Source organism: Streptomyces sp. NPDC046716 (assembly GCF_040645755.1).
GTDB lineage: Bacteria > Actinomycetota > Actinomycetes > Streptomycetales > Streptomycetaceae > Streptomyces.
The window spans coordinates 92967-105697 of record NZ_JBEYYU010000016.1 but is presented as its reverse complement, the minus strand read 5'-3'; the positions used below and the strand labels follow the sequence as shown (position 1 = coordinate 105697).

At 70.7% G+C, this 12731-nt stretch carries 13 protein-coding genes and 1 pseudogene; 5 read left to right on the top strand and 9 right to left on the bottom strand.

Going from position 1 to position 12731, the window contains the following annotated elements; all coding sequences use genetic code 11:
* Window positions 1-73 precede the first annotated feature (73 nt).
* Both ABZ930_RS15100 and ABZ930_RS15095 read left to right on the top strand, forming a co-directional pair.
* A pseudogene (locus tag ABZ930_RS15100) lies at window positions 74-340 on the top strand (hydrolase); the annotation flags it as partial.
* An 86-nt stretch (window positions 341-426) separates the two neighbouring features.
* The gene (locus tag ABZ930_RS15095; RefSeq protein WP_361547138.1) at window positions 427-1542 is read left to right on the top strand and encodes a right-handed parallel beta-helix repeat-containing protein; all 1116 of its coding nucleotides are present in this window, start codon (window positions 427-429) and stop codon (window positions 1540-1542) included.
* A gap of 22 nt (window positions 1543-1564) precedes the next feature.
* Here ABZ930_RS15095 and ABZ930_RS15090 read toward each other — a convergent pair whose 3' ends face one another.
* From ABZ930_RS15090 to ABZ930_RS15080, 3 genes are all read right to left on the bottom strand, one after another.
* Window positions 1565-3784 (bottom strand): hypothetical protein, encoded by a 2220-nt coding sequence (locus ABZ930_RS15090; protein ID WP_361547135.1) that lies wholly within the window; start codon window positions 3782-3784, stop codon window positions 1565-1567.
* Window positions 3781-4431 carry an ABC transporter ATP-binding protein gene (locus tag ABZ930_RS15085; RefSeq protein WP_361547132.1) on the bottom strand — a complete coding sequence of 217 codons (651 nt, stop codon included), beginning with the start codon at window positions 4429-4431 and terminating at the stop codon, window positions 3781-3783. Before ABZ930_RS15085 ends, ABZ930_RS15090 begins: the two co-directional genes overlap by 4 nt.
* Before the next feature lie 113 nt (window positions 4432-4544).
* On the bottom strand, window positions 4545-4883 hold the full coding sequence (locus ABZ930_RS15080; RefSeq protein ID WP_361547129.1) for a hypothetical protein: 339 nt from the start codon (window positions 4881-4883) through the stop codon (window positions 4545-4547).
* Between the two features lie 316 nt (window positions 4884-5199).
* On the opposite strand from ABZ930_RS15080, the gene ABZ930_RS15075 reads away from it, so the two are divergent.
* The gene (locus ABZ930_RS15075) at window positions 5200-5844 is read left to right on the top strand and encodes a LuxR C-terminal-related transcriptional regulator (RefSeq protein ID WP_361547127.1); all 645 of its coding nucleotides are present in this window, start codon (window positions 5200-5202) and stop codon (window positions 5842-5844) included.
* Window positions 5845-5868: 24 nt separating this feature from the next.
* Here ABZ930_RS15075 and ABZ930_RS15070 read toward each other — a convergent pair whose 3' ends face one another.
* Window positions 5869-6189 (bottom strand): hypothetical protein, encoded by a 321-nt coding sequence (locus ABZ930_RS15070; RefSeq protein WP_361547124.1) that lies wholly within the window; start codon window positions 6187-6189, stop codon window positions 5869-5871.
* Window positions 6190-6434: 245 nt separating this feature from the next.
* Between ABZ930_RS15070 and ABZ930_RS15065 the strand changes: the two genes are divergently transcribed.
* Window positions 6435-7238, top strand: coding sequence for an HAD family acid phosphatase (locus tag ABZ930_RS15065; protein WP_361547121.1), 804 nt, complete (start codon window positions 6435-6437; stop codon window positions 7236-7238).
* A 40-nt stretch (window positions 7239-7278) separates the two neighbouring features.
* Here the strand turns inward: ABZ930_RS15065 and ABZ930_RS15060 are convergent, their stop codons facing one another.
* The 3 genes from ABZ930_RS15060 to ABZ930_RS15050 are packed head-to-tail and all read right to left on the bottom strand — an operon-like array spanning window position 7279 to window position 9575.
* Complete coding sequence (locus tag ABZ930_RS15060) at window positions 7279-8112, bottom strand: pectate lyase (RefSeq protein WP_361547118.1); 834 nt, start codon at window positions 8110-8112, stop codon at window positions 7279-7281.
* A gap of 48 nt (window positions 8113-8160) precedes the next feature.
* Complete coding sequence (locus tag ABZ930_RS15055; RefSeq protein ID WP_361547115.1) at window positions 8161-8988, bottom strand: hypothetical protein; 828 nt, start codon at window positions 8986-8988, stop codon at window positions 8161-8163.
* The gene (locus ABZ930_RS15050; RefSeq protein WP_361547112.1) at window positions 8985-9575 is read right to left on the bottom strand and encodes a SigE family RNA polymerase sigma factor; all 591 of its coding nucleotides are present in this window, start codon (window positions 9573-9575) and stop codon (window positions 8985-8987) included. The genes ABZ930_RS15055 and ABZ930_RS15050 overlap by 4 nt, the downstream gene beginning before the upstream one ends.
* A 174-nt stretch (window positions 9576-9749) precedes the next feature.
* Between ABZ930_RS15050 and ABZ930_RS15045 the strand changes: the two genes are divergently transcribed.
* A complete protein-coding gene (locus ABZ930_RS15045) occupies window positions 9750-10286 on the top strand; it encodes a hypothetical protein (RefSeq protein ID WP_361547109.1) in 537 nt (178 codons plus the stop codon).
* Window positions 10287-10289: 3 nt separating this feature from the next.
* Here ABZ930_RS15045 and ABZ930_RS15040 read toward each other — a convergent pair whose 3' ends face one another.
* Window positions 10290-11750: a penicillin-binding transpeptidase domain-containing protein gene (locus tag ABZ930_RS15040; protein WP_361547106.1), complete on the bottom strand. Its 1461-nt coding sequence runs from the start codon at window positions 11748-11750 to the stop codon at window positions 10290-10292.
* Between the two features lie 113 nt (window positions 11751-11863).
* The gene (locus ABZ930_RS15035) at window positions 11864-12646 is read right to left on the bottom strand and encodes an IclR family transcriptional regulator (protein WP_361547103.1); all 783 of its coding nucleotides are present in this window, start codon (window positions 12644-12646) and stop codon (window positions 11864-11866) included.
* Window positions 12647-12731 lie beyond the last annotated feature (85 nt).

Here is a 12731-nt window from a genome sequence, read left to right as displayed (position 1 = left end):
CGCAGCCGCGGCGCTCGTCACGGGCGGCGCGGGCCCGGCCCGCGCGGCCGAGCCGGTCGGCGGCAACCTGCCCGTGCTCCACCCCGGCCTCGCCCGCCGTCTCGACATCCCGGACGTCGCGAGCATCGCCGCACCCCGCCCGATGTACTTCCTCGACGGCGCCGACGACACCCTGTTCACCGCCGAGGGCGTCGAGGCCGCGTACGAGCGGATGCGCACGGTGTGGCGCTCCCGGAAGGCGGGGGACCGGCTGCGCACAGAGACCTGGCCCGGCCTCGGCCACGTCTTCACCGAGCCCATGCAGAACGCGGTCCTCGACTGGCTGGACGCCACCCTCTAGCGAGCTCGCCGATGCCGGTCGCACCGCGGCCACTTCGTACGTCACCCAGCACGCAACCCCACCCCGTTCGACGAAAGGACCCGCACATGTTCCGTCGTACCCTCCGGCTCGCCCTCGCCTGCGCAGTGACCACGGGCGCGGCCGTCCTCGTCCTGCCCGGCCACGCCCAGGCCGCCACCGTCGTCGTCGACACCACCGCCGAACTGGACGCGGCGATCTCCGCCGCGTCGGCCGGCACCGTGATCCAGGTCAGGGCGGGCACCTACTACCCGACCGAGACCCTCCAGTCGACGGCCAACGGCACGGCCTCGTCGCCCGTCACCCTCCAGGCGTACGGCAGCGAGACCGTCAAGATCGACGGCTCCTCGCTGCCCTCCGGCGACTGGATCTTCAAGCTGACCGCCGACTACTGGAACGTCTCCGGCATCACCTTCCAGAACTCCCCGGACAGCGCCGTCGTCTGCCAGTCGTGCACGGGCACGACCTGGAACAACATCAAGACGATCAACAACGGCGACTCCGGCTTCACGCTCACCGGCGACGCCACCGTGAACAACACGGTCAAGAACATCGACTCCTACGGCAACTACGACCCCGCCAACCACGGCGAGAACGCGGACGGCATCGCCGTCAAGTACGGCTCCGGCTCCGGCAACCTGGTGACCGGCGCCCGCATGTACAACAACTCGGACGACGGCATCGACCTGTGGTCCTTCGCCTCACCGGTGACGATCGAACACTCCTGGTCGTTCGGCAACGGCCAGAACCGCTGGTCCGACTCCGCGTTCGCGGGCGACGGCAACGGCTACAAGCTCGGCGGCGACGGCGACACCGTCGCTCACGTCGTCAACAACTCCGCGGCCTGGGACAACAAGGGCAACGGCTTCACCGAGAACTCCAACACCGGCGCCATCGTCATCAACCGCACCACCGCCTACGCCAACGCCAAGTGGGGCTACTACTTCGCCACCGGCTCCGCGAAGCTCGGCAAGAACCTCGCGGTGGGCAACGGTTCCGGCTCGGTCAGCAAGAGCGGGTCGGTGACGTCGGCGGGCAACAACTGGGACTCGGGAATCGCGACGCCCTCCTTCCTCTCGACGAACGCGACGACGACGTACAACGCCCGCTCGTCCAGCGGCACGCTCCCCGCGACGACGTTCCTGACGACGGGCAGCTCCACCATCGGCGCGACGATGAACTGACAGACCGCCGCACCCCGGTGCGTCAGCCACCCGACGGCTGCCACACGGAGGCCTGCCGGATCGCCGAACGGCTTCCCCACCACCAGGTCACCACGGCGAGGACGGTCAGGGCGCCGGCGGCCGACAGTGCGAGGCCGGGGGAGAGTTCGATGCCCTCCTGCGGGAGTTCCTTGGGCACCGCCAGCCAGAAGGCGACGACCGTGCTGACCACGACGGTGGCCACCATGGGCGCGAGCAGGGCCCAGGCCGCCGCACCGCGATGGACTCGACGGTTCCCGGCCAGCACGCTCACCGGGGCGAGGGCGCCGCCGAAGCGCAGGAACCCGGCCAGGTTGGCCAGCATGACGGCCGCGGCGATCATGAGGACGCCGGGAAGCGCGAAGAGCGGGACCCAACGTCCCTGAGCGGTGCTGTGCCGGGTACCGGCCAGCCACTCGTCGCCGGGCGGCGAAAGGTTCGTCGCGGCGGTGGGCACCGCCGCGCGCAACTGCCGGTCGAGAGAGACGAACGGCAGGGCGGAGCCGTCGGGGGAGACGAGGAGCAACTGCGCCTCCTCGTGGGCCTTGCGTCCGCCGCCTCCCCACACGGAGTCGGGCCAGACCGTGCCCGTCCGGCTGTCGGGCACCGTCCGGCTGCTCCACGCGGCGGCCAGCCGGACGTGTTCGGGAGCGTCCGCAGCCAGGGGACGACCGTCCCCGCAGTCGAGACGGATGCTGCGCAGCGTCGGACAGGGCGCCTGCAGCACGGAGGTCAGCCCCTTGTTCCCGGTCGGGACGACGGCGACGACGGCCGTGCCCGCCGGCAGCTCGAGTGCGCCGACGATGCGGCGCGCCTTCTCCCGGGGAAGGCTGTGCGTGTGCACGGACAGACTGAGGACGCCCGAGCCGATCCTGTCCTGGACCGCCGTGAGCTGCTTCGTCGTCGCGCCGGTCGCCGAGGTCGCCAGCTGAACCTGGGTCACGACCACCAGGGCCGCGGCCACCCCCGCCACGAGGCGTGCGGTCTGGGCCGGGTGCGCGTGGGCATAGCGGCCCGCGATCAGCGCGGCGGCGGAACCCCTGCGCCCCGCCGCGGTCGCGAGCCGGTCGCCGAAGGCCGCCGCCGCCACGGCGATCAGACAGGGAAGGGTCAGCAGCACGCCGACCGTCCCGGCGATACGGATCTGATCGCGCAGCGGCCCCTGCGTCAGCGGATCGAGGAACTGGGGCACCCATACGGTCACCGCGAGCAGCGGCGGACACAGCCAACCGCCCAGGCGCAGCAACTGAGGGCGGCGGGCGGCGAGGCGCGTGCTCGTGTGCGTCCGCCGGCCCGGCGTGCGGTGCAGCAGGCAGACCGCGGCGAGCACGACGAACACCGAGGCCGCCGCGGCGGTGGGCAGCGTCCACCACCAGCGCAGCAGATCGTGCGCCGAGAGCCGGTAGCCCGTGTACGGCAGCCGGATCTCGCCCGCGACGAGCAGGGCCACCGCCGGGAGCAGACCGGCCACGGCCCCCGCCGCCACGGGCACGGCCGATTCCCCGAGGTGGAGCAGCAGCCGATGGTGGGCCCGGCCGCCGAGCGCGCTGACCAGCGCGGTCCGGGTGTCCCGTGACGCCGAGCCCGTGCGGGCCGCCACGACCGTGAGCACGGCGGCGGGGGCGAGGAGCAGGTAGATCAGCTGACGGAAGCGGTCCTCGCCCTGGATCCAGAGCGGATCGCCGTAGTCGCCGAGCGACCGGGACATGAACTCGGCGTTGTACTGCGTGTCGGTGGGGTGGGCGTAACCGAGATGCTCACCCGGGTTGGCCAGGCCGTCCGGGGCGATGGTGCCGACGACCCGGCCGTACCGGTCCCGCGCGCCCTCCTCGGTGAGGGCTTCGAGCAGCCCGGGGGAGAGGACGGCCTCGCCGGGACCCGGCAGGGCGGTGACGCCGGGCGGCAGGAGCGGGTCCGCCGTACCCGGCCGGACCCAGATGAGGCTGTGCTGCCTGCCGTCGGTGACGCCGAAGCCGTCGCGCGCCAGCAGGGCGGGCTCGGCCTTCTTCTGTTCCGCCCGCACGAGAGCGGCGAACCGGCGGCGGTCCTCCAGGCGCTGGTCGACTCCGTCGTATCCGGCGCGGATCGCGGCGAACACCGACAGCCCGAAGGCGAGGGACGCGGCGGCGAGGAACAGGGCGACCAGCCGGGTCGAGAAGCCCGCGGCCGTGCGCGCGGAGCGGCGCCCGATGCGCAGGAGCTGCCGGGCGGTGGTCGTGTTCACGAACCCACCTCGGCCAGCGGATCGAGTGTGCCCCCGCGGAGCGTGCGGCGGGCATCCGCCCGCTGCGCCACGTCCTCGTCATGGGTGACGACGACGAGCGCACAGCCCCATTGCCCCGGGACCCCGTACAGAAGGTCGGCGACCTCGTCGCGCGTACGGGAATCCAGGGCGCCGGTCGGCTCGTCGGCCAGCAGGACGGCGGGTTCGTTCATCAGCGCCCGTGCCACGGCGGTGCGTTGCCGCTCCCCGCCGGAGAGCCGTGAGGTGGGCGTCGTCCCGTACGGCACACCGAGCTGGCCGAGGAGCCGCTCGGCCTTCTCGTACGCGGTGTGCGGTGCGGTGCCCGCCAGCAGCGCGGAAAGGCTCACATTCTCCACGGGAGTCAGCTCGGGAAGAAGTTCACCGAACTGGAAAACCATGCCGACGTTCCGGGCGCGGTGCCGCTCGAGCCGCCTCCCGGAAAGCGCGGCGATATTGCTCCCGTTGACCCTGATCTCTCCTTTGCCGGGCTTGATGAGACCGAGAATGCAGCTGAGCAGCGTGCTCTTTCCGCTGCCGCTCTCCCCGGCCACGGCGAGCGACTCGCCCCGCCCCACGGCCAGTTCGATCCCGGAGAGCAGGGCGCGATCAGCCAGGGAGTAGTGCAACCCCCGGACTTCGAGGGGTTTTCTCCCAGGTCCGGTATTTCCAGTTTTCACGTACGTACATCCCTTGTGCGGAGCGCGCCCCGGGTGGAACGGAGAGTGGGCCGGCCGGTGGATCAGTGGACGTGGTAAGAGCTGCACTTGTCGTCGTTGTCCGGAACCCATTCGCAGGTCCGGTGCTGCACGAGCGTGCTGCCCGAGCCGCTGCTCACGGTCGTGCCCGCGCCGCTCTTGTTCCAGATCGTGCGCAGCGTCCCCTGGCTCGCCTCACGGACGTACTGCACCTTCGACACCCCCGAGCCACCGTTGGTCAACTGCTCGATATAGGCATGGACCTGGCCGTACGACCTGGCATAGCCGGTCGGCGACAGCCGGTATCCGGCGAACGCCGGCGCGGCGCTCGACAGGGCGATCACGGTGGTGCAGATCGTCGCGACGTACTTGAGTCGTCTCACGGGAACCTCCACGGGTTCGGTAGTGGCGTGCTTGCGCGACCATCGTGGGGAGCGCGGCGGGTGTCCGTGACCCCGCCCGGAGGTGGGAACGCGAACGGAATCCAGCCGTCCGGAGGGTGGACCCAAGGTGATGTGGGTGCTATTGAATCACCCCTACTTTGCCATGACTTGACTTGCCGTGAACCTGTCGTCAATGATTGTTGATCATGGCATCTGTGGGGGACGCCATGGGCGTGATGCTTCAGGGGGGACGATGGGGTGCGAAGTGTTTGGGCCTGGGCGCATCAGAGTCGGAGTCCTGGCGGATGACGAATTGATGCGTTATGGGGTCCTGGCTGTCTGCGCGGCCGATCCACAGATCAAAGTGGTGTCCGTCGGCGTCGTATCGGCCGTTTCGGATCTTCTCTGGGAATTTCGCCCGGACGTTTTGATCTGCGTCTCGAGTGAAGGGGGCGAGATCGGACGGGTAGCGGATTCCGTCGCTCGCGCGGTGGGTGACTGTGCTGTTCTCGTTGTCACGAACGAGACGAATTTCAAGACGTCGCTTTCTTCGTTCCACTGTCCGGCGGGAGGGATTCTCAGCGGCCGGAGCCTGGACAAGCACCTCGGGTGGGCGGTGCGGGCCTCGGCGGCGGGTTCCTTCGCCGCTTCACCGGACGTCCTCGCGTGGATGGCCGAGAACCGGTCGGGAGCGGGGGCGGGGCGGCCCAGCGAGCGGCAGTCTCGCTTGCTCGTCGACGGGCTGACGCCGCGCGAGCGCGAGATCGTCGCCCTGGTGGTCGGTGAATTCTCCAACGGGGAGATCGCCCGCAAGCTCCATGTCACGTCGGCGACGGTCAAGGGGCATCTCCACAGCGCCTACGCGAAGCTGGGCGTGCGGGGCCGAGTGGGCGCGGCCCGTGTCTGGTGGGAGGCGGACGCTCCCGTGGCGCCCGCCAGGGTCATGACCGGGACTCCCTAGAGCCCGGCCCGCGGTCCCGGCCCCTCAGCCCAGCTGCCACAACGCGTACGCGACCAGGATCAGCAGCAGCCCGGCCAGGGCCATCACCGCGCCCAGGAGACGCAGATAGCCGGGGCGTGCGAGCAGGTCGCCCGTGGCGTCGAGGTCGCCGGCCGTGCCCGTCACGTCCCAGGGGCCGTGCTGCCTGTGGCGGATGCGCTCCCAGCGCCGGGTGGTGATCCCGCGCAGGTCGAGCGCCCAGTTCATTCCGGTCCAGATCGCGATGATGCCGCCCACCAGGAAGGCGCCGAGGATCACGGGGGACGGGCCGTGTCCCGCGGTGGCGAGGGTGACTCCGGAAGTCACGGTGATCCGTCCTTGCTCCATCGGTTTCAGCTGTGTCAGTCGACCTTAGGTGCCTGGGTTCAACACCAGGTCAAGTGCGGTTCACACCTGGGCAATGGCCCTGAAAACGACGCGGTGGCGGCCTCGTCGCCTGTGGGTCGGATATCGATCGAGTAAAGGGGCTCGCCCTGCGCGTGTGATGCGCGTAGACAGTGCGTGATCTGGCACGCCCCCGCGTGCCTCGGGCCGGATTGGGGAGACATCACATGCGGAGTTCCATCAGAATCGCGGGCCTCGCCGCGGCCTGCGCCCTCGCGGGCGGCGTCGTCTACGGGACGGGTGCCGCCAGCGCTGATCACCCGAACGGGAACACGACCGCCGAACCGCACAACATCGGCGAGCTCGTGAACGAGATCAAGAGCTACTACGGCGCCACCCAGGACGCCGACGGCGTGTGGCAGGCCGCGCCGGACAGCGCGTACGCCGACGACATGGCGCGCGTCACCGCCAAGGCCGAGCGATCCATCGACAAGGCGGCCAAGGTGAGCAAGGGGCACGGCGGGCACGGGAAGAAGCCCGCCGTCGTCTTCGACATCGACGACACGCTGCTGCTCAGCCTCGACTACGAGATCAAGACCAACTACACGTACAACAGTGCCAGTTGGGCCGACTATGTGGCCAAGGCCGACCGACCCGCCGTGCCCGGGACCCCGGAGCTCGTCCGGTACGCGGCCCGCAAGGGTGTCACGGTCTTCTACAACTCCGGGCTCAAGGAGTCGCAGCGCGCCGGGGCCGTGGAGAACCTGAAGAAGGTCGGCATCGACGTCAATCTCGACGCCGGTCACCTCTTCCTCAAGGACACCGCCAACCCGCCCGCCTACCTGAGCGACTGCGCCACCGCGGCCGCCTGGAACTGCACCACGGTGCAGTACAAGTCGGGCACCCGGCACCACATCGAGTCCCTCGGCTACGACATCGTCGGCAACTTCGGCGACCAGTACTCCGACCTCCAGGGCGGCTACGCCGACAAGACGTTCAAGTTCCCCAACCCCACGTACTTCGTCGAGTAGGGGACGGGGGCGCCCCGCCGACGGGGCGCCCCGGTTCGGGTCAGTCGTACGTCAGGTCCGAGGCCGTGTAGTTGCAGTACGTGCCGTCGGGGCCGCTGCCGACCTCGGTGGGCTCGGCACCGGTGTTGTTGCCGTTGTAGCGGACGCACGGCTTGATCTTCTTGCTGCTGTCGCCGTGGATCCGGACGTTGCGCAGCGCCGCCGTGTCGCCGTAGTTGGAGTTGATGCCGACGATCGACTTGCCCGGCGCGGTCACGTCGACGTCGTTGACGATGATGTTCCGGTTCTTGTACTGCGTCGAGCAGTTGCCGCAGGAGCGGACCAGCTTGCCGAAGTCGGAGACCTGGAACTTGGTGACGACCAGCTTTCCGGCGCCGTTGAACTGGAACACCTTGTCGGAGGCCTTCTTCGCGCCGCCGCCGTACACCGTGTACACGGACGACGTCGACTTGCCCTTGAAGGTGGCCGCGTCCTCGCCGACGTCCTCCCACCACACGTTCTGGAGCGTGCAACTGCCCGCGCAGTGCACGCCGTCGGCCGCGGGGGAGCCGATGATGACGTTCTTCAGGGTGGCGCCGTCCGCCAGGTTGAAGATCGGGTCCTGGCCCTCGTCCTGGCCGTCGCCGCCCAGGTCGCCGGAGCCGTAGTAGCGCTTGTACCCGCCGTCGAGCGTGCCGGACACGGCGATGGTGCTGCTCACGGCCTGCTCGCCCTTGGCGCTCGGCCAGGCGGTCGCGGCGCCCGCGGACCCGATGAAGGTCGTCGTGGCGAGGGCGCCGCCGGTCAGGGCGAGCGCGGCGAGGCCACCGATCGTCGTACGCCTTCTGCTGAGGCGGCGACGGTGGCGTGGGGGATGCTGGAGCTTTCGTCTCATGCCCAGGAGTGGTCGCCCCGCGCGGAAAGGTTGCCGGGTCGCCGCGGGCTACGCGAAGTCGCCGCCCACCGCGGCCCGTTCACCGTCGGCCGTCTGCGCCGACACCGTGTACGTGTCCTTCCCGGCGTCCCGGCCGCCCGCGCTGTGGTTGTACTGCCCGGCGAAGACGAACTCCCCGCTCGGCACGGTCCTCCCGGGCTTCAACCGCCAGCGGAACACCAGGAACCCGTCGTGCTCGGCGACGGACACCGTGAAGTCCTCGGCGGGCAGTGTGCGCCAGTTGCCGGTGTCCGCGACGCCGCCGGTCTGGGCGACCCGCAACTCGACGGTGAGGGAGTCGAGTTGTTCCCGGGTCCTGAAGGTGACATCGCTCTGGCTCCAGTACTCGCTCGATCCCGGGTCCACCGAGCCGTCCGACCACAGCGGGCCGTCCGAGGTGGTCTCCGGGCCCGGCGCGGCCGGCGTCGTGGTGCCGGTGCCGCCCGACGGCTTCGCGGGGGCCGACGAGGCCGGGGGCCGCTGCGGCGCGGACGCCGACGGGCTGCCGGTCGGCGATGCGGTGGGCGTGCGCTCACGCGCGGTGGCGTCGGGCGACGCCGTGCCGGGCGACGGCGAGACCGCGACCGTCTGCCGGGGCCCGTCGTCGGGCCGCAGCGCCGCGCCGACCGCGAAGCCGCCCACCGCGAGCGCCCCCGCGACACCCGCGGTCACCCCGGCGATCCGCACCCAGCCGACGGCGGGCCCACGCCCCTCGGGGGGAGCGTCGGCGGCCGGCGGCTCGGCCATGCCGCGCTCGATCCGGGCCAGCATCCGCTCCCGGTCGGGCCGGTGCGCGTCGGCGGCGTGGCGCAGCCGACGGCGCAGCTCGTCGCTCATCGCCGGCCCCCTTCCGTGGCATCGAGCGCGGGCGCCCCGACCGCGGGGACGCGCCGGGGCGCGATGCCGTGCACCCCGCCCTGCCCCAGGCGTCGCTCCAACTCGGCCATGCCCTTGGACGTCTGGCTCTTCACCGTACCCACCGAGATCCCGAGGGCGAGCGCCGTGTCCTTCTCCGACAGGTCGAACGCGTGCCGCAGCACCACGCACGCCCGCTTGCGGAACGGCAGTTCGCGCAGCGCGTCCTGCACATCGACGACGGCCGGCACGTCGGGGCCCTCGGTCCGGTCCTGCCGGCCCGACCAGAACAGCGCCACCCGCCGCCGCTCACGGACGGCGCTGCGGATCCGGGTGCGGGCGAGATTGGCGACGACGCCCCGCGCGTACGCCACCGGATGCTCGGCCGCGCGCACCCGGTCCCAGCGGTGCCAGAGCGCCAGCAGCGCATCGGCCGCGAGGTCGTCGGCGGCGTCCGCCTCACCGGTCAACAGATGGGCGAGGCGGGCGAGTTCTGCGTGATGCCGTTCGAAGAAGGCGTGGAACTCGGCGGAGGCGGGGCCGTCTTCGAAGTCCACGACGGTACTCACGCTGAATCCTCCCTCACAGTGCGGCTCGGCGGGATGCGAGAGCGTACCAGCGTGACGTACGGGGATTCGAAGGTCGTCCGTGATATCGGACATGCGGGGGCGGGATTCGGCCGCGGCCCGTCTAGATTGATGGTCCGACCAGGTGTGCGGGAACGGCAGGGAGGGCGGGAGCGCGTGGGTGACGGGGCGACGGCGGCGTACTGGGACGAGCTCTCCCGGCACCTGCGTGGCCACGGCCTGCCGCCCGGTCATGTCACCGAGACGGTCGCCGAGCTCGCCGCGCGGTCCGGCGGCACCGACCCGGCGGACGCGTACGGCCCGGCCGCCGACCTGGCCCGTCGGCTGGCCCCCGGGCCGGCCGCGCCCGACGAGCACGTCGAGATCTGGCGCTGGACCGCCGACACCTACGCCGACGCCGCGCTCCTGGACCGCTTCGGCGCCGACGGCTGGGAGCTGCGGGAGATCGACGACCTCGGCCGTTTCGTCTGCCGGCGCGACCCCGAGCGCCCCGGGCGCTGGGAGTACCGCAGGGAGCCGGCCCGCCCCGGCGACGCCGCTCCCGAGGGCTGGGAACCCTGCGGCACCTGGGTCGTCTACCGCTGGTACAAGCGGCCCCTGCCGCTGGAAACGACGACCGGGGCCGGGGACCCGTCGTCCCCGGCCCCGGTCCGCCGTGGGCCGCTGCGGGCGCTCATGAAGCGCCGCCGCTAGGCGTCAGCTCTTCAGCGCCGCCTTCATCATCGCCTGCGCGATCGGCGCCGCCAGCCCGTTGCCGCTGACCTCGGAGCGGGCCGCGTCCGACTGCTCCACGACCACCGCGACGGCGACGGACTTCCCCGACGAGTCGTCCTTCGCGTACGAGGTGAACCAGGCGTACGGCGTCTGGCTGTTGTTCTCGCCGTGCTGCGCCGTACCGGTCTTGCCGCCCACGGTCGCCCCGGAGATCCGGGCGTTGGTTCCCGTGCCCTCGTCGACGACCGTCTCCATCGCCGACCGCAACTGCTTCGCGGTGGACGCGCTGACGACCCGCTCGGTGTCGGAGTCCGCGAACGACTTGACCGTGTCCCCGTCCGCGTCCGTCACCTCGGACACCATGTGCGGCGACGCCTGGAGGCCGTCGTTGGAGAGCGTGGCCGACACCATCGCCATCTGCAGCGGGGTGGCGGTGACGTCGAACTGGCCGATACCGGTCAGCGCCGTCTGCGCGTCGTCCATGCCGGACGGGTAGACGCTCTGGGCGGCCCGCACCGGCACGTCCTGCTTGGCGTTGTCGAAGCCGAACTTGTCGGCCATCGCCTTGAGCTTCTTCTCCCCGAGCTCGGCGGCGATCTTGCCGAAGACGTTGTTGCAGGAGTACTGGAGCGCCGTCCTGAGCGTCGCGTTCTCGCAGGGGGCCGACGCGCTCTCGTTCTTCAGGTACGTGCGCGTGCCGGGCAGCAGATACGGGTTCGGGGAGTCGGTCCGCTCGTCGACCGACTTGTACAGCCCGTTCTCCAGCGCGGCCGACGCGACCACCAGCTTGAACGTCGAGCCGGGCGGCAGCGCCTGCTTCAGGGCGCGGTTCAGCGTCGGCTGGTCCTTGTCGGCCGCCAGCTTCTTCCACGCCGAGGCGTCCGAGGAGCCCGAACCGCTGATCGTCGACGGGTCGTACGACGGCGTCGAGACCATGCCGAGGATCTTCCCGGTCTCCGGGTCGACGGCGACGGCGGCGCCCTTCTTGTCACCGAGCGCCTTGTACGCGGCCTTCTGCACACCCGGGTCGACCGTCGTGATCACGTCACCGGGTTTGGTGCTCTTCCCCGTGAGCAGGTCCACGGGGTTCTTGATCCGGTTGTCGGTGCCGTCGAGCACGCCCTGGTAGAGGGACTCCAGCTGGGTGGAGCCGTAGACCTGTGACGTGTATCCGGTCACCGCCGAGTACAGCGAGCCGTCCGTATAGGTCCGCTTGTACGCGAGATCGCTGTCGGTATCCGTCTTCGCGGAGCCGGTCACCGCCTTTCCGCCCACGATGATGTCGCCCAGCGGATGCGCGTACTGCTGCATCACGGTCCGCCGGTTGTTCTTGTCGTCCGCGAGGGCCTGGCCGTCGTAGAACTGCACCCATGTCACCCTGACCAGCAGGGCGAGCACGAGCAGCAGACAGAAGACGGAGGCTCGTCTGATCGTCTTGTTCATCCCGCCCAGAGGACGAGCGGAGCGAAGGGTTTCGTTCCGATAGCGACGCTTTTCACAGACTTTCTCAGGAAGCTCTCACCCAACGCCCCGCGGCGGCCACCGGTGGTGTCCGGTCAGAGGCGGCGCGTGGCCAGGGTCAGCCGGTCCCGGGCGTCGAAGAGCGCGTCCTTGACCATCTGCTCGTGCGCGGGCGTCAGCCGGGCCACCGGCACCGAGCAGGAGATCGCGTCCCGGGCCGGGGTCCGGTACGGGATCGCGACGCCGAAGCAGCGCAGCCCCAGCGTGTTCTCCTCGCGGTCCACCGCGAAGCCCTGCTCGCGCACCGTGTGCAGCTCCTCGATGAGCTGCTCGCGGTCGGTGATCGTGTGCTCGGTCAGCGCGGGCAGCGCCTCGGGGAGCAGCTTGCGGACCTGCTCGTCGGTGTGGGTGGCCAGCAGCGCCTTGCCGAGCGAGGTGGAGTGCGCGGGCAGCCGGCGGCCCACGCGCGTGAAGGGGCGCAGATAGTGCTGCGACTGGCGGGTCGCGAGATAGACGACGTTCGTGCCGTCGAGGCGCGCCAGGTGGATCGTCTCCGTGGTGTCGTCGGAGAGCCGGTCCAGGGTCGGCCGGGCCGCGGCCACGACCTCGTCGCCGTCGATGTACGAGGTGCCCACGAGCAGCGCCCGCACCCCGATCCCGTACCGCGTGCCGGTCGCGTCGGTCTCCACCCAGCCCAGCTCGACGAGGGTCCGCAGCAGCATGTAGAGGCTGGACTTGGGATAGCCCACGGCCTCCTGGACCGCGGCCAGGGAGTGCATCCCGGGACGGCCCGCGAAGTACTCCAGCAACTCCACCGTGCGCACCGCCGACTTGACCTGCGCGCCACCCGCCGCGGCCCCCGTCTCGCCTGCCGACATCGCCCTTGACCCCTTCGTTCGACGAGAAATAGTCTCCGTATTGTTCATCAACAGAGACAGCGTTCAGTATATCGAACGACCCTCG